General features: G+C 72.7%; 16 protein-coding genes and 1 tRNA gene. 9 read left to right on the forward strand and 8 right to left on the reverse strand.

Translation table 11 applies throughout. The features are described 5' to 3' along the window. Window positions 1-202 precede the first annotated feature (202 nt). Both pepN and P8S73_RS02065 read left to right on the forward strand, forming a co-directional pair. Window positions 203-2794: an aminopeptidase N gene (pepN, locus tag P8S73_RS02060; protein ID WP_396350468.1), complete on the forward strand. Its 2592-nt coding sequence runs from the start codon at window positions 203-205 to the stop codon at window positions 2792-2794. A gap of 152 nt (window positions 2795-2946) precedes the next feature. Then, window positions 2947-3357 carry a globin gene (locus tag P8S73_RS02065; protein ID WP_050899421.1) on the forward strand — a complete coding sequence of 137 codons (411 nt, stop codon included), beginning with the start codon at window positions 2947-2949 and terminating at the stop codon, window positions 3355-3357. A gap of 123 nt (window positions 3358-3480) precedes the next feature. On the opposite strand, the gene P8S73_RS02070 is transcribed toward P8S73_RS02065, so the two are convergent. Together P8S73_RS02070 and P8S73_RS02075 are read right to left on the reverse strand one after the other, a co-directional pair. Beyond that, on the reverse strand, window positions 3481-4191 hold the full coding sequence (locus tag P8S73_RS02070; RefSeq protein ID WP_396350469.1) for a hypothetical protein: 711 nt from the start codon (window positions 4189-4191) through the stop codon (window positions 3481-3483). Further along, entirely contained in the window at window positions 4188-4655 is a 468-nt protein-coding gene (locus tag P8S73_RS02075; RefSeq protein WP_019309011.1) for a thioesterase family protein, read from the reverse strand. The genes P8S73_RS02070 and P8S73_RS02075 overlap by 4 nt, the downstream gene beginning before the upstream one ends. A gap of 43 nt (window positions 4656-4698) precedes the next feature. Between P8S73_RS02075 and P8S73_RS02080 the strand changes: the two genes are divergently transcribed. Next, window positions 4699-5589 carry an acyl-CoA thioesterase II gene (locus P8S73_RS02080; protein WP_039100545.1) on the forward strand — a complete coding sequence of 297 codons (891 nt, stop codon included), beginning with the start codon at window positions 4699-4701 and terminating at the stop codon, window positions 5587-5589. Between the two features lie 193 nt (window positions 5590-5782). Here P8S73_RS02080 and P8S73_RS02085 read toward each other — a convergent pair whose 3' ends face one another. Together P8S73_RS02085 and P8S73_RS02090 are read right to left on the reverse strand one after the other, a co-directional pair. Beyond that, the gene (locus P8S73_RS02085; RefSeq protein WP_039100544.1) at window positions 5783-7045 is read right to left on the reverse strand and encodes an MFS transporter; all 1263 of its coding nucleotides are present in this window, start codon (window positions 7043-7045) and stop codon (window positions 5783-5785) included. Continuing rightward, window positions 7042-7812: a siderophore-interacting protein gene (locus P8S73_RS02090; RefSeq protein ID WP_039100543.1), complete on the reverse strand. Its 771-nt coding sequence runs from the start codon at window positions 7810-7812 to the stop codon at window positions 7042-7044. The genes P8S73_RS02085 and P8S73_RS02090 overlap by 4 nt, the downstream gene beginning before the upstream one ends. A gap of 259 nt (window positions 7813-8071) precedes the next feature. On the opposite strand from P8S73_RS02090, the gene P8S73_RS02095 reads away from it, so the two are divergent. From P8S73_RS02095 to P8S73_RS02110, 4 genes are read left to right on the forward strand one after another with little or no spacing between them, the layout of a single operon-like run. Continuing rightward, window positions 8072-9550: a pyridoxal-dependent decarboxylase gene (locus tag P8S73_RS02095; RefSeq protein WP_039100542.1), complete on the forward strand. Its 1479-nt coding sequence runs from the start codon at window positions 8072-8074 to the stop codon at window positions 9548-9550. Further along, window positions 9547-11775 (forward strand): GNAT family N-acetyltransferase, encoded by a 2229-nt coding sequence (locus tag P8S73_RS02100; protein WP_039100541.1) that lies wholly within the window; start codon window positions 9547-9549, stop codon window positions 11773-11775. Before P8S73_RS02095 ends, P8S73_RS02100 begins: the two co-directional genes overlap by 4 nt. Beyond that, entirely contained in the window at window positions 11772-13691 is a 1920-nt protein-coding gene (locus tag P8S73_RS02105) for an IucA/IucC family protein (protein ID WP_396350470.1), read from the forward strand. Before P8S73_RS02100 ends, P8S73_RS02105 begins: the two co-directional genes overlap by 4 nt. Beyond that, on the forward strand, window positions 13688-16447 hold the full coding sequence (locus P8S73_RS02110; RefSeq protein ID WP_396350471.1) for a GNAT family N-acetyltransferase: 2760 nt from the start codon (window positions 13688-13690) through the stop codon (window positions 16445-16447). The genes P8S73_RS02105 and P8S73_RS02110 overlap by 4 nt, the downstream gene beginning before the upstream one ends. Before the next feature lie 58 nt (window positions 16448-16505). On the opposite strand, the gene P8S73_RS02115 is transcribed toward P8S73_RS02110, so the two are convergent. The 3 genes from P8S73_RS02115 to P8S73_RS02125 form a co-directional block, all read right to left on the reverse strand. Next, window positions 16506-16892: a YciI family protein gene (locus P8S73_RS02115; protein WP_121240890.1), complete on the reverse strand. Its 387-nt coding sequence runs from the start codon at window positions 16890-16892 to the stop codon at window positions 16506-16508. A 252-nt stretch (window positions 16893-17144) separates the two neighbouring features. Then, entirely contained in the window at window positions 17145-18827 is a 1683-nt protein-coding gene (gene ettA, locus P8S73_RS02120) for an energy-dependent translational throttle protein EttA (RefSeq protein WP_019309003.1), read from the reverse strand. Between the two features lie 93 nt (window positions 18828-18920). Further along, window positions 18921-19616, reverse strand: coding sequence for a single-stranded DNA-binding protein (locus P8S73_RS02125; protein WP_121240892.1), 696 nt, complete (start codon window positions 19614-19616; stop codon window positions 18921-18923). Between the two features lie 260 nt (window positions 19617-19876). On the opposite strand from P8S73_RS02125, the gene P8S73_RS02130 reads away from it, so the two are divergent. Both P8S73_RS02130 and P8S73_RS02135 read left to right on the forward strand, forming a co-directional pair. Beyond that, window positions 19877-19952 (forward strand) — tRNA-Arg (locus P8S73_RS02130). Between the two features lie 229 nt (window positions 19953-20181). Then, window positions 20182-20775 (forward strand): DUF2231 domain-containing protein, encoded by a 594-nt coding sequence (locus P8S73_RS02135; RefSeq protein WP_121240894.1) that lies wholly within the window; start codon window positions 20182-20184, stop codon window positions 20773-20775. 229 nt (window positions 20776-21004) lie between these two features. Here P8S73_RS02135 and P8S73_RS02140 read toward each other — a convergent pair whose 3' ends face one another. Continuing rightward, window positions 21005-24097 (reverse strand): bifunctional [glutamine synthetase] adenylyltransferase/[glutamine synthetase]-adenylyl-L-tyrosine phosphorylase, encoded by a 3093-nt coding sequence (locus P8S73_RS02140; RefSeq protein WP_237573671.1) that lies wholly within the window; start codon window positions 24095-24097, stop codon window positions 21005-21007.

Here is a 24097-nt window from a genome sequence, read left to right on the forward strand (position 1 = left end):
TTGGCGTGGGCGGTGCGCCGGGCGGCGCCCGCGGGGTCGGTGTGCGACCCCCACTGTATCGCCGCGCTCCCACGCCACCGGCCCGGACGGTCGGTGTCCGCCACGCACCGCCCGCCTGACGCGTGGGGAGGTGTGGCGGCTGTCATAATGACTGAATGCGCCGCGTGCGCATGGACTTGTCGTCGAGGAGAGGAACGCCGTCGTGCCCGGAACCAACCTGACCCGAGCGGAGGCCGCCGAGCGCGCCAAGGTCGTCTCGGTGCAGTCGTACCGAGTGGAGCTGGACCTCACCGAGGACCCCCGGACCTTCCGCGCGCGCACCACGGTGGCGTTCACCGCCGAGCCGGGGACGAGCACGTTCATCGACGCGATCACCGCCTCGGTGGAGTCCGTCACCCTCAACCGTGCGTCCCTCGACCCCGCCGAGGTCAGCGACGGCGAGCGCATCCAGCTCCCGGGGCTCGCGGCGCAGAACGAGCTGGTGGTCGAGTCCACCATGCACTACATGAACACGGGCGAGGGCCTGCACCGCTTCGTGGATCCGGCGGACGGTCAGGTGTACCTCTACTCGCAGTTCGAGGTCGCGGACACGCGCCGGATGTTCCCGGTGTTCGAGCAGCCGGACTTGAAGGCCACGTTCCAGTTCTGCGTGACGGCCCCCGCTGAGTGGGCCGTGGTCTCCAACCAGCCCAGCCCCGAGCCCGTGGCGGTCTCCGAGGGCGTGGCCCGCTGGGACTTCTCCCCCACGCCCGTGATGTCCTGCTACGTGACCGCGCTGATCGCCGGCCCGTACCTCAGCACCCGCGACAGCCTGGTCTCCTCCGACGGCCGCACCGTCGAGCTGGGGCTGTACGCGCGGCGCTCCCTGTTCGAGCACATGGACGCCGAGGAGATGTTCGAGGTCACCAAGCAGGGCTTCGAGTTCTTCGAGTCCCAGTTCGACACCCCCTACCCGTTCGAGAAGTACGACCAGCTCTTCGTGCCCCAGTTCAACGCGGGCGCCATGGAGAACGCGGGCGCGGTGACGTTCGTGGAGTCCTACATCTTCCGCTCCAAGCCTGCCCAGGCTCTCGTGGAGCGCCGCGCCATCACCGTGCTCCACGAGCTCGCGCACATGTGGTTCGGGGACCTGGTGACCATGCGCTGGTGGAACGACCTGTGGCTCAACGAGTCCTTCGCGGAGTACATGTCCACCCTGGCGTGCGCGCAGAACACGCAGTACACCAACGCCTGGACCACGTTCGTGGCCGGGGAGAAGTCCTGGGGGTACGCGCAGGACCAGCTGCCCACCACGCACCCCATCAAGGCCGAGATCCCGGACCTCGAGGCCGTGCTCGTGAACTTCGACGGCATCACCTACGCCAAGGGCGCCTCCGTGCTCAAGCAGCTCGTCGCGTGGGTGGGCCAGAAGGAGTTCATGGCCGGGCTCAAGCGGTACTTCGACAAGCACGCGTGGTCCAACACCGAGCTCTCCGACCTCATGGTGGAGCTCGAGGCCGCGAGCGGGCGTGACCTGACCGACTGGTCCGAGCGCTGGCTCGAGACCGCCGGGGTGAACACACTGGTCCCCCGCGTGGAGACCGACGACGACGGCGTGATCACCTCCTTCTCGATCGAGCAGATCGGCCAGGAGGGCCACCCCACCCTGCGTCCCCACCGCGTGGCCGTGGGCTTCTACGACCACCACGAGGACACCGGACGGCTCACCCGCACGTTCCGCGTGGAGCTGGACGTGGACGGCGAGCTCACCGAGGTCCCCCAGCTCGTGGGCCGGGAGCGCCCGGACCTGGTGCTGCTCAACGACGACGACCTGGCCTACGCCAAGATCCGCCTGGACGAGTGCTCCCTGGCCACCGCCATGACCCACCTCGGGGACTTCGAGGAGTCCCTGCCCCGCTCGCTCGTGTGGGCCGCCGCCTGGGACTCCGTGCACGACGGCGTGAGCCCCGCGCGCGACTACGTGGACCTGGTGCTGTCCAACGTGGGCCACGAGACCGACTCCACGGCCGTGCAGGTGCAGCTGCGCCAGCTGGACACCGCCCTGGACCGCTACCTCGCCCCGGAGCACGCGGACGAGGTTCGTGCACGGGCCGCGGACACCCTGTGGGACCTCACGGCGGCGGCTACGGCGGGCTCCGACCACCAGTGGCAGTTCTTCCGCGCCTTCCTGCGCCGCGCCTGCACCGAGGAGCAGGTCGACCGCGTGGCGGGCTTCTCCCGCGGCGAGGGCGTGCCCGAGGGCGTCGAGCTGGACACCGACACGCGCTGGGCAGTGCTCACGGCGCTCGTGGCCGCGGGCCGCGCCGGGACCGACGAGATCGAGGCGGCCCTGCGCGAGGACAACACCGAGACCGGCGCGATCGCCGCCGCAACCGCCCGCGCCGCCGTGCCCACCCCCGAGGCCAAGGCCGAGACCTGGCGTCTGGTCGTGGAGCAGGGTTCCCTGCCCAACTCCCAGCAGCAGGCCGCGATCGCCGGCTTCTTCCGGGTGCACGACGACGCCCTGCTCGCCCCGTACGCCTCCCGCTACTTCGCGGAGGTCACCGGCGTGTGGCGTGAGCGCACCCACGAGCTGGCACAGCAGATCGCCGTGGGGCTCTTCCCCCGCAGCGCCACGCAGGAGACCGTGGACGCCGCCCAGGAGTTCCTGGACGGGCTGGACCCCGCCCACAGCGGGCTGCGCCGGATCGTGCTGGAGCGTCAGGATGCCGCACGCCGCGGTGTCCGCGCCCAGCAGGTCGACGCCGCCGCCCGGGCCGAGCGCCCCGCCGACGGTTCGGACGCCGAGCGGTGAGCCCCGACCCCGACCCCGCACGGGAACCCCACTCCACCGGCCCCGGGCCCCTGTCCCCGGACGCGGCCGCCCCGACCGGACGGCGCACGTTCACGCTCGGAGCGGTCGGGTCCCGGTCCGCCGGGCCGTCCGTGACCCAGCCACCGCAGCAGGTGGGGGACGCCCGGGAGGCGGCCGAGGCGGCGTCGTCGGACTCCTTCTACGCGCAGGTGGGCGGGCACGAGACGTTCGAGAAGCTCACCCGCGAGTTCTACGCGCGCGTGGCGGAGGACCCGGACTTCAAGGCCCTGTACCCGGAGCAGGACCTCGGCCCGGCCGAGGAGCGGCTGCGGATGTTCCTGGAGCAGTACTGGGGCGGGCCCACCACGTACTCGGAGCAGCGGGGCCACCCCCGGCTGCGGATGCGCCACGCCCCGTTCCCCGTGGACACGTGGGCGCGCGAGACCTGGCTGCGGCACATGCGCGCGGCCATGGACACCCTGGAGCTGTCCCCGCTGCACGACGGCATCATGTGGGACTACTTCGACCGCGCCGCCCACGCCATGGTCAACCGCCCGGGCTGAGATCCGGGCGCGTCCTCGGACGGGCAGGCCGTGCGGCCGCCCGGCAGAGCGCAGCGGGCCGCTCTCGGGAGCTGCTCCCGGGTGCGGCCCGCTGCTGTGGGGTCCTCCGCTGCCGTGAACGGCTCAGCGGGGCAGCTTGACGAGCACGTGTCCCGCACCCGTGCTCAGCCGGGCCCACTGTCCCGTCTGCTCCACGGCCACCCGCACCACGGGCTCCGCTGACGGGAGGAAGCCCAGCACGTCCAGGGCGAAGGCGGCGGCGTCGGGAATCTCCGGGCCGTCCAGCGGGCCCCAGTCCGAGGACGCGCCCCACACACGGGAGCGCACCTTCTGCACCAAGGCCGCGCCGGAGTCCGCCGGGACGGTGTCCGCCACGGTCTGGATCCCCCGCCGGGCCACCTCGTGCACGCGGTGGGCCGCCACGGAGCCCACGGCGCTCCAGCCGGTGCGCGGTGCCACGATCCCGGCCCACGCGGCCGAGACCTGCTGCGGCGGGGCGCTGAGCCACACCGTCTGCTCGTCAGCGGACGGGGGCTCGCCCGCGACCCGCGCCAACCGGTCCGTGACCGCGGACGCCGCCACGGTGAGGTCCAGCTCGGTGGACTCGGCCAGCCTCATGGTCCGCAGCCCCAGCACCACGGGGGCGGTGTCCAGCAGGCCCGCGGGGTGGATCACCGAGACCCACACCGCGAGCACGCGGTCCAGGCCCTGCAGCCGGACGGCCGCCTGCGGGTCCACGGAGCGGGCGCGGCTCAGATAGGTGGCCAGGTCCGCGGCGTCCTGCCGGTCGAGCAGCGCGAAGCCCTCCACCCAGGGATCTCGGAGGGCGCTCATTGCCCGTGGGAGTACTTGACGTCGTCCTCGAGCGAGGCCAGCAGCGCGCGGTGGTCCTCCGAGAGCTTGACGCTCTTGCCCGACTCGGGGTCCATGACCACGATCACGGACTCCCCCTCCGCGTACACGTGGGAGCCGTCCTCCTCCTGCAGCCGGTAGGAGATGGTGAAGGAGGAACCGCCGATGCGCGAGATCCACGTGCGCACGTACACCGGGTCCATGCGGAAGAACAGCTGCTCCTTGTAGTCCACGCTCTGGTGGGCCACCACCGTTCGCAGCTCCCCCACGGACTCCCGGAACGTGGTGTCCTCGGGGATCCCGTGGTCCGGGTCCTTCGCGATGGGCGAGGCGGTGAGCCGCACGCGCGCGTCCTCGAAGTAGCGCAGCATGGTCACGTTGTTGATGTGACCGTACTGGTCCTGGTCGAAGAATCGCATCTGCACGGGAACGTCGAGGGAAGTCATGCGTCCATCACACCACATCCACCGGCCGGTTTAGAGTGGGCCCATGACTTTGGATCCGACGCAAGACCCCGTGGAAGCCCTCATCCGCATGCTCGATCTCGCCGACGGCGGCGGTGCGCGCACCACGGAGGACATCTTCGTGGGTCGCACCATCACCACCCCCCGCGCCCGCGTGTACGGGGGGCAGGTGCTCGCGCAGGCCTCGATGGCGGCCATGCGCACCGTGGACCCGGGCCGGGCGATCCACTCGCTGCACGCGTACTTCCTGCGCGGCGGGGACATCGAGCTGCCCATCACCTTCGGGGTGGAGCGCGTGCGGGACGGACGCTCCTTCTCCGCGCGCCGCATCCACGCCTATCAGGAGGGCAAGACCATCCTGTCGATGATCGCCTCCTTCCAGGAGCCCGCCGAGGGCCTGGAGCACCAGGACCAGATGCCGGAGAACGTCCCGGACCCGGAGACCCTGCCGTCCCTGCGGGAGACCATGGGCGCACTCGACATCCCCGAGGCGCGCGCCCAGGCGTTCGAACGCCCCTTCGACATGCGCTACATCACCGAGCCGCTGTTCCTGCCGTGGCAGGGATCGCAGGACTCCTACAACGCCGTGTGGGTCAAGGCCCTCGCGCCGCTGCCGGACGACCCGCAGATCCACCGTGCCGCCCTGGCGTACGTCTCCGACTACACGATGATGGAGCCCATCCTGCGCCGCCACGGCCGCTCCTGGGGCGAGCGCGGCATGAACGTGGCCTCCCTGGACCACGCCATGTGGTGGCACCGCTTCGCGCGCGCGGACGAGTGGATCCTCTACACCCAGACCTCCCCGAGCGCGTCCTCCGCGCGCGGGCTGTCCATCGGGAAGATGTTCACGCGGGACGGCACCATGATCGCCACCACCGTGCAGGAGGGCATGATGCGCCTGCCCGAGTTCCACTGAGCCGCACCGCGCACGGAACGACGACGCCGCAGGGGTGACCCTGCGGCGTCGTCGTTCGTACGGTGCGGGAACCGCTCCACCGCGGTGCGACCCGCGCGGGGCCAGCCGCCAGCGGTGCCGCGCGAGAACGCCCCTCCAGCGGTGCGACCCGCGAACGGTGAGCCAGCGGCGGCGCGGACGGCTGCGGCGTCGCTCAGCGCCTCGCGGAGAGCAGCGGGTGGGTCCGGCACGCCACCACGCCGGCCACGGCAACGAGGAGGCCGAAGACCAGGGCCGTGCCGTAGCCCCCGGCGTCGGCGATGAACAGCCCCGCCGAGGCGCCGATGGTCCCGCCCAGCATGGAGATCGAGCTCAGCAGGGTGAAGTCCGCGCCCGCGTGACCGGGGCGCGCGATCCCCAGGTTGACCGCGTAGATGCCGGTGTTCATCACGGTGTAGCCCGCGAGCACGCAGCACGCGCCCACGATGCCCAGCAGCACCTGCATGCCGTGGGCGAGCTCCGCCCCGGACCAGACCACGGGCACGAAGCAGATCCCGCCGAAGAGCTGGATGGCCGCGCCGATCAGCAGGGTGGTGCCGCGGCCACGGGTGCGGCACAGCCGGCCACCCATCAGGGCGGCCGCGAGAGCGGGTGCCGCGGCGATCACCGAGGTCACGGTGCCGATGAAGCCCAGGGACCACCCGGCGTCCACGAGCGCGGGCGTGACGAGCGACCACACGGCCGCCGAGCCGAGGGCCACGAGCGGAACCGCCACGAGTGCCCACCGCTTGCCTCCGGGCACGGACAGCACGCCGAACATCCGGGACAGGGCCGCGGGACGCGTCTCCACGGGCGCGTACTCCTGCTCCCGGTGGCGCAGCACGGGGACCATGGCCACCGCGGTGCAGGCCGCGAGCATCACGACCGCCGCGCGCCAGCCCCACGCGTCGTAGACGAGCAGCGCCAGGCCACCGCCCACCACGGTGCCGATGTAGCTGGCCCCCACCTGGACGCCCGCACCGAGATCGTGCTGCTCGGGCTCGAGCCCGCGCACGGACAGCGCGTCCGCGGCGATGTCCTGGGTGGCGGAGAACAGCACGAAGGCCGCGGCCAGCAGGATGATCGTGCCGAGACCGTCCTGGGGGTCCGAGAACACCGCCATGGCCAGCAGGGACAGCACCATGAGCGGCTGCAGCACGAGCAGCCACGTGCGGTAGTGCCCACGGGAGCGCGCCGGGGACCAGCGGTCCAGCAGGGGCGCCCACAGGAACTTTAGCGGCCACACGAGCGCGAGCAGCTGCAGCATGCCCAGGGTTCCGAGGTCCGTGCCGCCGTCCCGCAGGATGCCCACCAGCCCGGTGGAGAGGAACGAGGCCCCGATGAACTGCGTGGTGTACAGGGCCCACAGCAGCAGCCAGAAGGGCCGGTTCCCGGAACGCACCGCTGCCACGGGCTCGGGGGCTGTCAGGGTGCTCATGCGTTCCTCCAGTAGGCGGTGGCGTCGATGTGGGTGCGCGGAACCCCGTAGTGGGAGCGCAGAGTGGTGCTCAGCCGCCGGTTCTCCGAGGCCTCCACGGCGATCCAGAACCGGTCCTGCGCGGTGGGACGGTGGGCGTCCCAGTCCGCGAGCACGGCATCCGCCATGGTGGCTCCCTCCCCGTCGTGGCGCACCCGGCGCACCGTGTGGTGGGGTGCGGCCGCGAGCGGGAGGTCCTCGTCCTGCGCGTTGCGGTAGCCGAACCACACCTCCACGTCCTGGGACTCCAGTGCGGGGAGCATCGCGTTGACCGCCGGCAGGCTCGCCGGGTCCCCCACGATCACGGTCCGGCCGCTGAAGTCGGCGTCGAGGGACGGAGAGGGGGACTCCGCGGAGGCGCGGCGCGGCGCGCGCTTGGGCTGCCACGGCGGGGTGCTGCCCAGCAGGGAGGCCCGGATGGTGTCCCCGGGCGCGCACGTGCGGGCCCAGTCGGAGGCCGCACCCTCGTGCAGCGCGAACTCCATGTCGAAGAGGCCCTGCTCCGGACGGGGATTGATAACGGTGAACGCCCGCTGGTGGTCCTTCCCCTCGGACGTGAACCACAGTCGCAGCCACAGGGTGGGGAACGGGGTGTGCCGGGCCAGAAAGCCCTCGTCCCGCACGGTGATGCGCGTGTAGGTGTCGCTCACGTCCTCGCGGGCGACCACGCTCAGCACGGTCTCCGAGGCCCCGAGCGCGCGCACGGCCAGTCGTTCCCAGTGGGGCATGGGGTGTTTCTCCTTGCTCGGCGGGCGTGTCCGCGCGGCGGTCCTGGGGGCCTCCGCACCCGTGGGCTGCATGGCTCCAGCCGCCCGGCGCGGATCAGGTCCAGGGTGCTCGCCCCGTTCCTGCCCATCGCGCCCGGCGCCGTGACCGCGAGTGCACATCGACATGTTCTTAGGTTAGCCTAACCTGTCGTGGAATAGGATACCGATTCGTATCCTATTACGCCTGACGAGTGCACCCCACGGAAAGAAGCCACGTTTCATGAGCTCACCCCTGCTGCACCAGGACACCGTCGCGGACCTCGTGAGGGACGTCACCACGGCCGCGGCCGCCGGCGCCGCGCGCATGGCCTCGGCCGAGCAGCCCCACGAGCCGGCGACCCACGCCCAGATCGCCGCGGAGCTCGCGCACGTGGACCTCGACTCGCCCCTGCCGGACTTCGACGCCGCCGTGGACGAGCTGGACCGCACGTGGCTGCGCCACGCGGTGTGGTTCCACCACCCGCGCACCCTCGCCCACCTCAACTGCCCGGTGGCCGTGCCCGCCGTGGCCGCCGAGACGCTGGCCGCCGCGGTCAACGTGTCCCTGGACACGTGGGACCAGTCCAAGGCCGCCACCGTCATGGAGCGGCAGCTGCTCGCGTGGACCGCCGGGCGCATCGGCTTCCCCGAGGGCGCCGACGGCATGTTCACCCCGGGCGGCACCACCTCCAACCTGCAGGCCCTCATGCTGGCCCGCGACGAGTGCCTGGAACGCTCCGCGCTCGTTCCGGGAGCGGCCCCGCGACCGGTGCGGGCGGCGTCGTTGCGGATCCTGGCCAGCGCGGAGAGCCACTTCTCCGTGGTCACTGCCGCGCACGTGCTCGGGCTGGACGACGACTGCGTGGTCCCCGTGCCCGTGGACGACCGCGGGATGCTGTCCGTGCCCGCCCTGCGGCGCGTTGTCGCCGACCTCGAGGCGCAGTCGCTGACCCCGATGGCCGTGGTGGCCACGGCGGGGACCACGGACCGCGGGGTCGTCGACCCCCTGCCGGAGCTCGCCGAGCTGTGCACGGCGCAGCGGATCTGGCTGCACGTGGACGCCGCCTACGGCGGAGGGCTGCTGGTCTCCCCCGCCCACCGGGAACGGCTCGCGGGGATCGAGGGTGCGGACTCCGTCACCGTGGACTTCCACAAGACCTGGTTCCAGCCGGTCAGCTGCTCCGCGGTGGTTGTGCGGGACGGACGCACGCTGCGCCACTGCACGCACCACGCCGCGTACCTCAACCCCGCGGACACCCCCGAGCCCAACCAGGTGGACCGCTCCCTGCAGACCACCCGCCGCTTCGACGCGCTCAAGCTGTGGGTCACGCTGCGCACCCTGGGCCCGGACGCGATCGGACGGCTGCTGGACACCGTGATCGACCTCGCCGCACGCACGGCGGACGGGCTGCGAACGGACCCCCGCTTCGAGCTGGTGTGCGAGCCGTCCCTGAGCACGGTGCTCTTCCGGTGGCTGCCCCCGGCCCGGGAGGACGGGCCGGAGGACCCCGACCGCTGGGTCCGCGCGATCCGCCGCGCGGTGTGGGACACGGGCCGCGCCACCGTTGCCGAGACGGAGATCGAGGGTCGCCCGTGCCTGAAGCTCACCCTGCTGAACCCCGAGACCACCGACGATGACGTCCGGGCTGTCCTGGACCTGGTCCACGAGACCGCCCTGTCCCTGCTGACCCGCGAGCACACCGGAAAGGCCTGCGCATGAACCCCCGAGACACCGCTCCCGCCGCACCCCGCCCCACGGCGACCACGGACCGGGGCACCCCGGAGGACCCCCTGGACCTGCTGTGCGTGGGCGTGGGCCCGTTCGGTCTGGGTCTGGCGTGCCTGGCCGACCCCCTGGCCGACGTGCGCGCCGCGTTCCTGGACGCCGCCGACGGCTTCGACTGGCACCCCGGGCTGCTGTTCGAGGACGCCACCCTGCAGGTCCCGTTCCTCGCGGACCTGGTGACCATGGCGGATCCCACGTCCCGCTTCTCGTTCCTGCAGTGGCTCAAGGAGACGGGCCAGCTGTACCCGTTCTACGTGCGGGAGTCCTTCTACCCGCTGCGGCGGGACTACAACGCGTACTGCCGCTGGGCCGCCGAGCGCGTGCGTGGGGTCCACTGGGGCCACCGGGTCGTGGGGGTCACCCGGCCCGCCGGTGAGGGCCCGTGGTGCGTGGAGGTGGACTCGCACGGTGAGCGCCACGTGTGGTGGGCCCGCCACCTGGTGGTGGGCACCGGCACCGTCCCGCAGGTGCCCGCACAGCTCTCGGAGGTCTCCGGGGCCGCGGTGCACGCGGGTGAGTACCTCACGCGGCGCGAGGACCTGGTGGGCCGGGAGCACGTGAGTGTGGTGGGCTCGGGCCAGTCCGCGGCCGAGGTATTCCTGGACCTGCTCACCACCCCGGACGGTCCCGCGGTGGACTGGATCACGCGCTCGCCGCGCTTCTACCCCATGGAGTACTCCAAGCTCTCCCTGGAGCTGACCTCCCCGGACTACCTGGACCACTTCCGGTCCCTCCCGGAGGCCGAGCGGGACCGGCTCAACGCGTCCCAGCCGCAGCTGCACCGGGGAATCTCGGACGAGACGATCGAGGCGATCCACGAGGCCCTGTACGTCCGCCGGGGTGATCCCCGTGCCGCCCCCGTGCGGCTCGTGGCGGCCACCGAGCTCACGGGCGCGTGGCACGAGGGCGGGCGCACGGTCCTGCAGTGGCGCAGCACCGAGAACCACCGGGTGCGCGAGACGGTCACGGACGCCGTGGTGGCCGCCACCGGCTACCGCCCGGCGGCCCTGGACTGGCTCGAGCCGGTGCGCGAGCAGCTCTGCCTGGACTCGGCGGGGCGGCTGAGCCCCGAGCGCCACCACCGGGCCAGCGCGGACGGCACCGTGCACGTGCTCAACCACGGCGAGCACACGCACGCCCTCACCGCACCAGACCTGGGCATGGGCGCGCTGCGCAACGCCCACGTCCTGGCACACGTGACGGGCCGGGAGCCCTACGCGACCGAGGCGCACACCACGTTCCAGAGCTTCGGGATGATCCCCCAGGCCCCCGCGGTCCCCCGCGTGGACCCCTCCCGGTGGCACGACGGCGCCCTGACGCTCCACACGCAGGGGCGCACGTTCTCGCTGCGGCCGGTGGACGTGGATGCGGACCTGCCGCTGCTCCACGAGTGGCTCAGTGCGCCGCGCGCCCACGCGTGGGAACTCGTGGGCGCGTCCCCGGAGGAGGTGGCCCGCGAGTACCGCCGGATGGTGGCGGCTCCCGGTGAGGACGCCTGGCTCGTGAGCGAGCACGGCGAGCCGCTGGCCCTGCTCGAGACCTACGACCCCGCCCGCAGCCCGCTCGCTGCGGTCTGGCCCGTGCGCGACGGCGACGCCGGTCTGCACCTCTTCGTCGCTGCCTCCACCCGCCCGGTCCCCGGCACCACGCGCGCCGTGATGGCCGCGGCCCTCCGGTTCCTGTTCTCGGACCCGGCGGTGCAACGGGTGCTCGTGGAGCCGGACCTGCGCAACGAGAAGATCCGCGCGATCAACCGGTGGGCCGGGTTCCGGGAGGTGGGCGAGTGCCCGCTGCCGGGCAAGACGGCGTGCGTGAGCGTCGTCGACCGCGCGGACCCCGCACCCTGGAAGGACGGGGAGGACGACGCCGCCCGCGAGCGCCGCGCCGCCCCACCCTCCCAGGGCGACCACGTCAGGGACTCGCCCGCTCCCGGCGGCCCGCGCCCCACGGCCGCAGACGGCCGCGAGCCACGCGCTGCACCGCACTCCCCGGGCGTCAGAAACCCTGGAGCGGAGAATGCGCCCGCACCCAGCGGTCCCCGTCGCACGGCCGCCACCGCCCGGGACGGTTCAGCGCCGACCCCGCAGGATCGGACCACGCCCTCCACGGCAACCACCCGGCTGCCCGCCGAGCACCGCAGCACGGAGGTGACCCGATGACGGACCTCGGTCAGCGGCAGCACCCGACCGACGACACCCGGCGCACCGCACCGCACCCCACGCGGGCGCCCGGCCTGGACCGGGAGACGGCCCGTGCACTGCAGCGGGACGTGCTCGCCAAGATGTTCTCCGAGTTCAGCCACGAGCGGATGCTCACCCCCGAACCCTGCGGTGACGGGTGGACGGTGGCCGACGCCTCGGGCGCACCGCGCTGGTACTTCGAGGCCACCCGGCACCCGCTCGAGCACTGGGAGGTGGACCCGGACTCGGTGCACCGCATCGACCCCGGGCACGGGCCGGACGGCCGCCCCCGCGAACGCGGTGGTGCAGCGGTGCCGGGACCGGGCGTCGTCGTGCCCGCGGGCGGCCGGGAGGCGGACGGCACCGCGCCGGACGCCCAGCAGGCCGTGCTGGACCTCCAGGACGTGCTGGGGCTCAGTGACGAGATGCTGCCGCTGTACCTGGAGGACCTCTCCGCGACCATGTTCTCGATGGCGCGGCGTCGTGCGGCTCCCGCGCCCACCGCCGCGGAGCTGGCCCACAGCGAGCTGCCCGAGGTGGAGCGTTTCCTGGACCGCGGGCACCCGGGGTTCGTCGCGAGTTCCGGCCGCGTGGGCCTGGGCGCCGCGGAGGCCGAGGCCTGGGCGCCGGAGGCCGCCGAACCCACCGCGCTGACGTGGCTGGCCGCGCGCCGGTCCCTGAGCACCGTGTCCCTGGGCGTGGAACTGGATGACGAGGAGCACGTGCGCCGTCACCTCACGGCCGGTGAGCGCGAGCGCTTCCGGGCCGTGCTCCGCGATGCCGGTGAGGACCCGGACGAATACACGGTGATCCCGGTGCACCCCTGGCAGTGGGAGCACCGGATCCTGCCGGGGATGCTCCCGGACGTGCTGCGACGGGACCTGGTCCTGCTGGGCGAGGGCGACCACCTCTGGCGGGCGCAGCAGTCCCTGCGCACGTTCCTGGACGTCACCGATCCGCGCCGGGACTATGCCAAGACCGCGATGGGCGTGCACAGCATGGGTTTCCTGCGGGGCCTGTCCCCCGCGTACATGCGCGCCATGCCAGCCATCAGCGACTGGCTGCACGCGATCACCCGGGAGGACGAGTTCCTCCGCGAGCGCGGCATCCGGGTGCTGCGGGAGCACGCCTCGGTGGGCTACACCGGGGACTCGCACCACCGCAGCGGGGTGCGCTCGGACTACACCAAGCAGCTGGCCGCGCTGTGGCGCGAGTCCCCGCTTCCCCTGCTGGCCCCGGACGAGCACGCCGCGAGCCTCGCCGGGGTGCTGCACACGGACCGTGCTGGGCGCCCGCTGGCCGGGGCGTGGATCGAGCGTTCGGGAGCCTCGTCCGAGGACTGGGTCCGGGCGCTGCTGGACGTGTACCTCGTGCCGGTGGCCCACCTGCTGCTGTCCCAGGACACGGCGATGATGCCCCACAGCGAGAACGTGATCCTGCGGCTGCGCGACGGCTTCCCCGTGGGGGCGTTCTGGAAGGACCTCGGCGAGGAGGTCGCCGTGCTCAGCAACCGTCCGCTACCCGAGGGCATCGAGCGCATCCGGGCCGTCACCGATCCCGAGGAGCGCGAACTCGCGGTCCACACGGACGTGCTCGACGGCGTGCTGCGCCACCTGGCCGTTCTGCTGCACACCACCGGAATCCTGGACGAGACGCAGTTCTGGGGGATCGCCGCCCAGTCCCTGGACGAACACCGCGAGCGGTTCCCCGAGCACTGGCGGGAGCTGGACCTGTTCCGGGAGAGCTTCGCGCACTCGTGCCTGAACCGGCTGCAGCTGCGCAACCCGCAGCGGATGGTGGACCTCACGAACCAGTCGGAGTCCCTGACCTATGCCGGCCGGCTGGAGAACCCGCTGGCCACGTTCCGCAACCACGCCCGAGGAGGAGTTCGATGATCAAGGGACAGGGATGGCGGATCTTTCGTGATCCCGCAGGTGTGCCGCACGTCCAGGCCGATGACCTCACCGCGCTGGCTCACGGCCACGGATACGTCACCGGTCTGGACCGCGCGTGGTACTCGGAGGTGCTGCGCCGCCGGGCCGAGGCCCGTTCCGCCGAGCTGCTGGGCCCGGATGCGTTCGATGCGGACGCGCTGAGCCTCGCCGCGGACGTCGTGGGCACCGCGCGGCGCTGGTGGGAGGCGGCGTCGGCGGCGGACCGGGAGTTCTTCGCCGCGTACGCGCGCGGGATCTCCGAGGCACTGGCGCAGGTCTGGGCCGACACCCCCGAGGTGCGCGAGGCGGGTCTGACCGAGGAGCCCCCGCGCCCGTGGGATCCGTGGACGCCGATCGCCGTGCACCTGGACGCCCACCTGCTCACCGGCAGCCTCCCCGAGCAGCTGTGGCGACGCCGCGTGCGGCGCGTGCTCGGCGAGGCGTGGGTTCCCGTGCTGGACGCGGAGTCCCCCGCGGCCGCCGGCTCCAGTGCGTGGCTCGTGCCCGGGGAGCTCTCCGTGAGCGGCGCGCCGCTGCTCGCGGCGGACCCCCACCGGGTCGTCGAGGAGTCCGGGCCGTACCAGCCCGTGTGCCTCTCCGCCCCGGGGCTCCGCGTGCGCGGTCTGGCCCTCGTGGGGCTGCCGGGTGTGCCGCACTTCGGGCGCACCGAGACGGCCGCGTGGGCGATCACCGCCGCCATGACCGTGACCGAGACGCTCACCGAGCTGCCCGTCGAGGCCCGGGACGGCGCGTGGCACGTCACGGACACGGGTGAGCCGCTCGTCGCCCGCAGCACCGTGCTGCGCTCCCGCGACGGCGTGGAGCGCACCGTCACCGTGCGTTCCTGCGCAACAGGCTTCGTGCTGCCGGGCACCGACGCGGAGGAGTCCCTGCTCGACGAGGCCGCCCCCGGCTCCACCGCGACCGTCACCGTGGTCTCCCCCACTCCCGTTCCGGAGCCCTCCCGGGCGCTCGCCGCGTGCCGTGAGCTGCTCGGCGCGCGCACCGCGGACGACGTGGTGGCCGCGCAGTCCGGGTGGGCGGTGCCGTGCAACGACGTCCTCGTCGCGGATGCGGACGGTGCGTGCCGTCACACGGTGGCCGGGGCGTTCCTCGGGGCCGCGGAACCGCCCCGGGCGCTGCACGGGATCACGGTGCGGGCGAACCAGCGCCCGTCGGACGCCGAGGGCTCGGCGGCCCGACTCGCGTGCGCCTCTCCGCACCGCGCGGACCGGGCCACCGCCCTGCTGGACGCCGCCGTGGCCGAGCACGGGGTCGTGCGCCACGAGGACCTGCTGGCCGCGCAGCTGGACACCGCCGCGCCGCACTGGCCCCGGCTGCTGCGGAGTCTGTTCGTCGAGCCGGTGCGGTCCACGGAGGCGAGGTCCGCCGAGGACTCGCACGCCGTCGCCTCGCCGGTCGTCGTCTCGCCGGCCGCCGACTCGCCCGGTGCGGCCCGCCCCGGTGCGCCCGGGCGACGGCTGTCCCACACGGCCTCCTGGGTGCGCGCCCGGCTGCTCGCGTGGGACGGGGACATGTCCGCCGGCTCCACCACGGCCTCGTGGTTCGCGGTGTGGCGCGACGCGTTCGTGCAGGAGCTCGTGGCGAGCACCGACCTGTGCGCGCTCTCGGCGCCCACGGGCATGCCCGCCCTGTGGGATCCGTTCCTGCACGGCACCGGGCGCGTGGGGCTCGCCGTGGAGAACATCGTGCGCCGAGCGCCGGCCCTGGGTGTGGACGTCACCGGGTGCGCCCTGGCCGCCGTGGAACGGGTGGCCCAGGAGCACCTCGGGCCCGCCGGATCCGTGCTGCCGCGGTGGGGAACCCTGCACGCGTTCACCCCGTGGCGCGCCGACCCGGCCACGACCCCCGCCCAGCCCGTGCCCGTGGGCGGGGACACCGACTGCCTGCTCGCGGCCGGCACCCTGCCCGGCACGGGCCCCGCGTGCCTGCGCGTGCCCGCGGCCCGGGTGCTGTGGGACCTCGCCGACCCGGCGGCATCGTGGTGGATCACCCCCGATCCCGTGGACCGCGGCCGCGGGGGCGAGGCGCCCGTGCACCGGTGGTCCCGCGGCGAGATGGACCAGGCCCTGCCGTTCGTCCCGGCTGGCGCCGTGGGCACCCCGGGCGGCGTGATCGACCTGGGCACCCTTCCCGGGAGTTCAAAGGACACGGCGGGCCACGCTTCCGGACCGCGCGCACGGCTGCGCCCCGTGGATCCCGCGCACGACGCCGCCGCGATCCACGAGTGGGTCAGCGCACCCCGCGCGCGCTTCTGGGGCATGACCGGGCTCAGCCGTGAGCAGGTCGAGGAGGTCTACGCGTACCTGGCCGACTCCCCCACCCACCACGCGTGGCTCCTGGAGCTCGACGGCGTCCCCGCCGGGATCTTCCAGAGCTACGAGCCGCACGCCAATCCCGTGGGTGCCGCCTACCGGGTGGAGCCCGGGGACCTCGGGGTCCACGTGCTGCTGGCTCCCACGGAGCACCGCACTCCCGGGCTCACCGGGGCGTTCGAACGGCGCGTGCTCGAGCAGATCGCCCGCCACGGCACCGCGCGGCGCATCGTGGCCGAGCCGGACGTCTCCAACGACCGCGCCCTCACCCGGCTGGAGGCCACCGGCTTCGAGCTCGGCCCCGCCATCGACCTGCCGGGCAAGACCGGGCGGCTCGCGTTCCTGCGGCTGGACGGAGCGGCCACCCCCGCCCAGGGCTGACGATGCCGCCCGCGCTTGCCCGGGGCTGCCGGTCACCCGGCCGGCCCCGGGGGCGTCCTCAGGCCCCGGGGCCCGGGGACATGACCGGGCGCAGCTCCACCGTGTCCCCGGGGCACGAGAACGCGGCCGCGATCTGCTCGGCGCGTTCGTGGGAGGCGACGTCGAGGACGAAGAAGCCGGCGAGGTGCTCCCCGTTCCCGGAATAGGGCCCGCTGGTGGGACTGGGCTGCCCGTCGTGGACGTAGACGCGCGCGGCGGCCGGGTCACCGAGCGGGCAGGCGAACACGACCTCCCCGTTGGCCTCCGCCTCGCCCACCACGCGGTCCCAGGTGGCTGCGAGCGCGTCCTTCTGCTCCTGCGGCAGCGCCTGGTACTCGCGGGTGTGCTCGCTCGTGGGGTGCGCCCACGGCTGCGGGTTCGAGTGGATCAGGATGACGAACTTCACGGCGGTGCTCCTCTGGCTGGCTGGTCGGGTGCCGACGTGCACGGAACGCGGGTGCTGCACCCCAGTGTCCCAGGTGGCCGTGCACGGAACCGCGCACCCCACCGGGGCCCTGCGTGAACGCCACGTACAACTCATCCGACGACACGATCCCCGCAACTCCCTGACATTCAGGGTGCTGCGGGGATCGCTGGAACCCACCGTGGTGCGGGCGGTGACCGGCGGCGTCGTCGTGCGGCGGACCGGGCGAAGCCGTCAGTCGCGCGTGAGGCGGCGGTGCGTGAGGCGCTTGGGGCGCGCGGCCTCGGCGCCCAGGCGCTCCACCTTGTTCTCCTCGTACGCCTCGAAGTTGCCCTCGAACCAGTACCAGTTGTCCGGGTTCTCCTCGGTGCCCTCCCACGCGAGGATGTGGGTGGCCACGCGGTCCAGGAACCACCGGTCGTGGGAGACCACCACGGCGCAGCCGGGGAACTCGAGCAGGGCGTTCTCGAGCGAGCCGAGGGTCTCCACGTCGAGGTCGTTGGTGGGCTCGTCCAGCAGCAGCAGGTTGCCGCCCTGCTTCAGCGTCAGGGCCAGGTTCAGGCGGTTGCGCTCACCGCCGGAGAGCACACCGGCCTTCTTCTGCTGGTCCGGGCCCTTGAAGCCGAAGGCGGAGACGTACGCGCGGGACGGCATCTCCACCTTGCCCACGTTGATGTAGTCCAGCCCGTCCGAGACGACCTCCCAGAGGGTCTTCTCCGGATCCAGGTTGGCGCGGCCCTGGTCCACGTAGGAGATCTGCACGGAGTCGCCCACCTTGAGCTCGCCGCCGTCCAGCTCCTCCAGACCCACGATGGTCTTGAACAGCGTGGACTTGCCCACGCCGTTAGGGCCGATCACGCCCACGATGCCGTTGCGCGGCAACGAGAACGAGAGGCCGTCGATGAGGGAGCGGTCACCGAAGCCCTTCTTGAGGTCGCTGGCCTCGATGACCTGGTTGCCCAGACGCGGTCCCGGCGGGATCTGGATCTCCTCGAAGTCCAGCTTCCTGGTCTTCTCGGCCTCGGCCGCCATCTCCTCGTAGCGCGCCAGACGGGACTTGGACTTGGTCTGGCGACCCTTGGCGTTCGAGCGCACCCACTCGAGCTCGTCCTTGAGGCGCTTGGCCTGCTTGGCGTCCTTCTTGCCCTGGACCTCCATGCGCTTGGCCTTGGTGTCCAGGTAGGTGGAGTAGTTGCCCTCGTACGGGTACAGGCGGCCGCGGTCCACCTCGCAGATCCACTCGGCCACGTGGTCCAGGAAGTACCGGTCGTGGGTCACGGCCAGCACGGCACCGGGGTAGCTCGCGAGGTGCTGCTCGAGCCACAGCACGGACTCGGCGTCCAGGTGGTTGGTGGGCTCGTCCAGCAACAGAAGGTCCGGCTTCTCCAGCAGCAGCTTGCACAGCGCCACGCGGCGGCGCTCACCACCGGAGAGCACCTTGACGTCCGCGTCCGGCGGCGGGCAGCGCAGGGCGTCCATCGCCTGCTCGAGCTGCGAGTCGAGATCCCACGCGTTCGCGGCGTCGATCTCCTCCTGCAGCTTGCCCATCTCCTCCATGAGGGCGTCGAAATCGGCGTCCGGCTCGGCCATCTCCGCGGAGATCTCGTTGAAGCGGTCGAGCTTGGCCTTGATCTCGCCCACGCCCTCCTCCACGTTGCCGAGGACCGTCTTCTCCTCGTTCAACGGGGGCTCCTGCAGCAGGATGCCCACGGAGTAGCCGGGGCTCAGCCGGGCCTCACCGTTGGAGGGCTGGTCCAGCCCCGCCATGATCTTCAGGATGGTCGACTTGCCCGCGCCGTTCGGGCCCACGACGCCGATCTTGGCGCCCGGGAAGAACGACATGGTGACGTCGTCCAGGATGACCTTGTCGCCCACCTTCTTGCGGGCCTTGTTCATGGTGTAGATAAATTCCGCCATGCCCTCCAGGCTACCGCGCCGCCGTGCCCCCGCGAGCCACGATCCCCGCAGGGGGCACGGCGGTGTGGCCGGTGCCACGACACGCCCCGGCCCTCACGAGGCAGCCGCCGCGGAGGCCCCCTCCTCGCTCTTCGAGGTCTCCCGCGCGGAATCCTCGCCGGAACCGCCGGAGCCGTTCGCAGCGGCGTCGTGATCGTCCTGCTCGCCCAGGCCGTCGAACGTGTGGTCGTCCTTGTCCACCGCGATCAGCGCACCCGAGGCGAGGTCCACGAACCCGTCCTCACCGAGGCCCAGGGACTGGGCGTCCCGGTACCGGGCGTCCCCGCCCGGCTGCGCCTCACCGCGCACGACGCCGCTCGTCCCCTCCTCGGGGCCCTCCCCGGCATCCTCCCGGCCCTGCCCCGTCCCGGAGTTCTCCGCGCGTGGACCCCGGCCACCGGATCGGGAGAAGTTCGCGGTGCCGAAGCTGAGGTCGTGGCCCACGGCCGCGGCGTCCACCTGGACCACGGTGCGCGGCCCGGTCTCCGACTGCCACTCGTTGATGCCCAGCTTGCCCGTGACCACCACCGGGTGCCCGCAGCGGACGCTCGCCATGACGTGCATGGCCAGGGCACGGAAGCAGCGCACGGTGTACCAGTTGGTGCTCGTGTCGTGCCACGAATTGGTGGCGGCGTCGAACCGGCGGGTGGTGGTGGCCAGGCGGAACCGGGCGACCATGGTGCCGTCCTCGAACAGGCGGGACTCAGGGTCCTTGCCCACGAATCCGCGCAGGGTGATGAGTTCGCTCATGAGGTGCTCCTCGTCTCAGACGTGAGGTGTCGGTGCGGGTCCCCCGGTGCTGACTGCCGTGCTCCGGTGGACTCGTCCGGCCCCGGTGCGGGGCTGTCCCCACTGTGGATCGCCACCGCACCGGTGCCGCGGCGAGAACCGGAACTGGGGAGCGCTCCGGCGGGGAGCACGTTCAGCGCACGGTTGTGCAGTGCGGACGGCGCGGTGCCTGCACGGATGACGTCCTCGCGTTGCTAAACTGAGTCGTCGCTTCGCGGCCCGCCCCAGTAGCTCAGTGGATAGAGCAGGAGCCTTCTAATCTCTTGGTCGGGGGTTCGACTCCCTCCTGGGGCACCACGAAACGCCTGGTCAGAGGGGCGTTGAATCGGCCTCGTTGACACGGGGCCGGTTTCCGTTGACGCGGCCCTGTTCTTGGCCCGCCCCCGGTGTCCGTTCACGTGTCGAGACTCGGGGATGACCCCGCCCCAGGGCAGTGGTGGCCACGCGCAGCATCCGCAGGGGTGGAGCACCACGGTCCGGTCAGTGCCACGATGGCCTCACACCGTCAGCGACGAGAGGTTCTGCCATGACCACCTCCCAGCACGTCCACACCTCCTCCACCCCGGAGAGCTTTCTCACCCCGGCAGTGCGCGCCCTCGAGAACGCGCGGGCCCTGGACCCGGTGGTCCGCGCCGCGGATGTCCTCTCCTCGGTGGCCACGGTCAACGAGAGCGTCCGCGAGCTGCTGCGGGGCAAGCGCCTGGGGCACGCGCTGCACCCGCTGCTCATCGAGGTCCCCATGGGCACGTGGCTGAGCGCGCTCGCCCTGGACGTTCTGGGCGGGCCGGACGAGCGCCGCGCGGCGCGGCTGCTCACGGGTGTCGGTGTGCTGTCGGCGGTGCCCTCCGCGCTCACCGGGTGGGCCGAGTACTCCGGGCTCCAGCAGCGCGACCGGCGCGTGACCGTGGTCCACGCCGGCGCCAACGGCGTCGCCACCGGACTGCAGGCCGGCTCGTGGCTCGCTCGACGCTCCGGGCGTCACGGCATGGGCCGCGTCCTCGCCGTGGGGGCCATGTCCGCCGCGGGTCTCGGCGGGTACCTGGGCGGTCACCTCTCCGTGTCGCGCCAGGTGGGTTCGCGGGACGTCGCCTACCAGGACGGCACCAACGGCCGCCTCTGAGACCGGATTGACTGGCCGGTCGGCGTGACGCTTCCTGGAACGGCCCCGGGGCCCACCACCCGAGGCACCGGATGAGGAAGACTCCGTCGAACCCCTCGTGACGGTGTCGAGCGGTCCCGAGGTACCCGTGGCGCGGGTAGTGCTGCGGGTTCTCGGTCATGGCCGTGTTCCGTGCGAGGCCTTATCCGTGACGTCCGCCCCGGTGGGGTCCGTGCGGCGGCGTCGTCCCTCAGCGGCCGTAGAACAGCCGCTCGAACACCGAACGCGACTGCCGGGTGATCCGCAGGTAGTCCTCCTCCAGCTGGGTGGCGGAACCGGGCTCGTACCCGATCCACCGCGCCACGGCCTCGAGGTCGGCGCGCCGCGACGGCACGGAGTCCGAGGCGCGGCCCGAGCGCAGCACGTTGCCGTTGCGGATGTCCGTGGCGAGCTTCCACGCGTGCTCCAGGATCGAGGCGTCCTCGGGCCCCACGAGCTCCGCCGCGACCGCCGCGTGCAGTGCGGGAAGCGTGGACGTGGTGCGCAGCTCCGGGACTTCGTGACCGTGCCGCAGCTGCAGCAGCTGCACGAGCCACTCCACGTCCGAGAGCCCGCCGCGGCCGAGCTTGACCTGCCGCAGGGGGTCCGCGCCGCGGGGCATGCGCTCGCTCTCCACCCGGGCCTTCATGCGTCGGATGTCCACGAGCTGACGGTCCGTGAACTCGGCCGGGTAGCGGTGGCGATCCACCACGCGGAAGAACGCGCGGGCCACGTCCTCGGAACCGGCCATGAACCGGGCGCGGGTGAGGGCCTGGAACTCCCAGGTCTCGCCCCATCGCTCATAGTACTCCGCGTAGGAGGCCACCGAGCGCACCTTCGCGCCCGAGCGTCCCTCCGGACGCAGGTCGTTGTCGATCTCCAGCACCCGTTCGGCCTGGATGGGCGGCGTGCACGGCTGCTTGAGCAGCTTGACCATGCGGTTCAGCACGGCCTCCGCCGCGGTCTGCGCCTCCCCCGCGTCCGCCCCCTCGACGGGCTCGTAGGCGTACACCACGTCCGCGTCCGAGCCGAAGCCGATCTCCCGCCCGCCCTGGCGGCCCATGGCCACCACCAGCAGCTTTGCGGGCAGCTCGCCCTCGTGCTCGGCCTCGTACTCCTTCTGGGCCAGGTGCAGCGCGGCCATCACGGTGGCCTGGTCCACGTCGGAGAGTCCCGCCACCGTGGTCTCCACGTCGGCGACGCCGCTCGTGTCCGCGAGCGCGATCCGCAGCTGTTCGCGCCGCCGGATCTGCCGAATCGCCCGGATGGCCTCGTCCGGATCCCGGTGCCGTGTGAGCTGCGAGCGCATCTCCACCCCCAGGTCCTCCAGGCTGCGGGTGGCCAGCAGGGAGTCGTCCCCCAGCCAGGCGGTGGACTCCGGGGAGACCTCCAGCAGGTCGGAGACGTAGCGGGAGCTGGAGAGGATGCTGCACAGCCGTTCTGCGGCGGCGTTGGAGTCCCGCAGCAGGCGCAGGAACCACGGGGTGGTGCCCAGGGACTCGCACACCCGGCGCAGGTTCAGCAGACCGGCGTCCGGGTCCACGCCCTCGGCGAGCCAGTCGAGCAGGACCGGCAGCAGGGTCCGCAGGATCTCGGCCCGCCGGCTGACACCACGGGACAGCGCCTCGATGTGCCGCATCGCGGCCCGGGTGTCCTGGTAGCCCAGCGCCGCCAGGCGGTCCCGTGCGGAGTCCGTGGTGAGCGTGGTGTCCGCCGGGGCGTTGGCGAGCGCCGCGAGCATCGGGCGGTAGAAGATCCGCTCGTGCATCGAGCGCACGCTGCGCTTGAGCCCCGACCACCGCTCCACGAGCTTGGCCGCGGTGGGGTGGCTGCCCTCCGTGGCGCCGTCGATCGAGCGGGCGATCACCGCCAGCTCCCGCTCGTCGCGGGGCATCAGGTGGGTGCGGCGCAGCCGGAAGAGCTGGATCCGGTGCTCCAGCAGCCGCAGCCACCGGTAGTTGCGCCCGAACTCCTCGGCGTCCTTGCGCCCGATGTACCCGCCCGAGGACAGTGCCGCGAGCGAGTCCGTGGTGGCGCGCGTCCGCACTGTCTCGTCGCCTCGACCGTGCACGAGCTGCAGCAGCTGCACCGTGAACTCCACGTCCCGCAGCCCGCCGGGCCCGAGCTTGATCTGGCGGTCCCGGTCCGCCTCGGGGATGTTCTCCGTGACGCGGCGTCGCATGGCCTGCACGGACTCCACGAAGCCCTCGCACTCCGCGGAGGACCAGATGAAGGGGGCGATCGCGTCCTCATAGCGCTCCCCCAGCTCACGGTCCCCGGCCACGCACCGGGCCTTGAGCAGGGCCTGGAACTCCCAGGACTTCGCCCACCGTTTGTAGTAGCGCACGTGGGAGTCCAGTGTGCGCACCAGCGGCCCGTCCTTGCCCTCGGGGCGCAGGTTCGCGTCCACCTCCCACAGGGCGGGTTCCGGACCGGTGGCCATCATGGCCTGGGCCAGCTGGTGCGCGAGCTCCGTGGCGATCTCGGTGGCCGTGTTCTCGTCGGGCACCTCTCCGGACTCCGCCGCGCGGGTCTCCATGACGTACACGACGTCCACGTCCGAGATGTAGTTCAGCTCGCGCGCGCCGCACTTGCCCATGCCGATCACGGCCAGACGCACCTGCTCCACCAGCGCGGGGTCCCAGCGCTCGTGGGCCTGGGCACGGGCCACGGCCAGTCCCGCCTCGAGCGCTGCCCCCGCCAGGTCCGCGAGCTGGCGGCCCACGGCGGGCATGTACGCCACCGGGTCCAGGGCGCCCACGTCCCGGATGGCCACCCGCGCCAGACCCCGGCGGTAGGCCACGCGCAGCGCCTTCTGCGCCTCCTGGCCCGTTACGGTGGCCACGGGTGTCCCCGCGTCCGGATCCGCGCCCACGGACCCGAGCAGCTCTCTGCGCAGTGCGTCCGGCTGCTCTGCGCCCGGCTGGTCCTCGGGGCGGATGTCCAGCAGGTCGAGGTTCTCGGGAGCGCGCAGCAGGAACTCACCGAGCGCCTCGGAGGCCCCCAGCAGCCGGAACATCGTCTCGGAGTCCGCGGGATCCCCGGTCACGCGCCGCGCCACCTCCGGGTGCTGCTCGATCAGCCGCACGATCAGCTGCAGCGCCACGTCCGGCGACGCCGCGTGGGCCAGCCCCTCGAGCAGCCGCGGCAGGTCCACGGCGTCGAGCTCTGGGAAGCCCAGCCACCGCCGCGCGTTGGTCACGTCCGCGAAGCCCACGCCGATCAGCTGCTTCGCGGAGATCGTCTCCGCGCACTCCTTGGCCGTGGCGCCCTGTCCCGCGGTTCCCCCGCTCCCGGTGCTCAC

The sequence above is a fragment of the Kocuria sp. ChxB genome (genome assembly GCF_044359605.1).
Taxonomy (GTDB): Bacteria; Actinomycetota; Actinomycetes; order Actinomycetales; family Micrococcaceae; genus Kocuria; species Kocuria rhizophila.

What these genes read in the sequence shown, in the direction of transcription:
- P8S73_RS02070 (WP_396350469.1), bottom strand. Translation starts at nt 4,191, where the DNA reads ATGAGCGCCCTCCGAGATCCCTGGGTGGAGGGCTTCGCGCTGCTCGAC.
- P8S73_RS02075 (WP_019309011.1), bottom strand. Translation starts at nt 4,655, where the DNA reads ATGACTTCCCTCGACGTTCCCGTGCAGATGCGATTCTTCGACCAGGAC.
- P8S73_RS02080 (WP_039100545.1), top strand. Translation starts at nt 4,699, where the DNA reads ATGACTTTGGATCCGACGCAAGACCCCGTGGAAGCCCTCATCCGCATG.
- P8S73_RS02085 (WP_039100544.1), bottom strand. Translation starts at nt 7,045, where the DNA reads ATGAGCACCCTGACAGCCCCCGAGCCCGTGGCAGCGGTGCGTTCCGGG.
- P8S73_RS02090 (WP_039100543.1), bottom strand. Translation starts at nt 7,812, where the DNA reads ATGCCCCACTGGGAACGACTGGCCGTGCGCGCGCTCGGGGCCTCGGAG.
- P8S73_RS02095 (WP_039100542.1), top strand. Translation starts at nt 8,072, where the DNA reads ATGAGCTCACCCCTGCTGCACCAGGACACCGTCGCGGACCTCGTGAGG.
- P8S73_RS02100 (WP_039100541.1), top strand. Translation starts at nt 9,547, where the DNA reads ATGAACCCCCGAGACACCGCTCCCGCCGCACCCCGCCCCACGGCGACC.
- P8S73_RS02105 (WP_396350470.1), top strand. Translation starts at nt 11,772, where the DNA reads ATGACGGACCTCGGTCAGCGGCAGCACCCGACCGACGACACCCGGCGC.
- P8S73_RS02110 (WP_396350471.1), top strand. Translation starts at nt 13,688, where the DNA reads ATGATCAAGGGACAGGGATGGCGGATCTTTCGTGATCCCGCAGGTGTG.
- ettA (WP_019309003.1), bottom strand. Translation starts at nt 18,827, where the DNA reads ATGGCGGAATTTATCTACACCATGAACAAGGCCCGCAAGAAGGTGGGC.
- P8S73_RS02125 (WP_121240892.1), bottom strand. Translation starts at nt 19,616, where the DNA reads ATGAGCGAACTCATCACCCTGCGCGGATTCGTGGGCAAGGACCCTGAG.
- P8S73_RS02135 (WP_121240894.1), top strand. Translation starts at nt 20,182, where the DNA reads ATGACCACCTCCCAGCACGTCCACACCTCCTCCACCCCGGAGAGCTTT.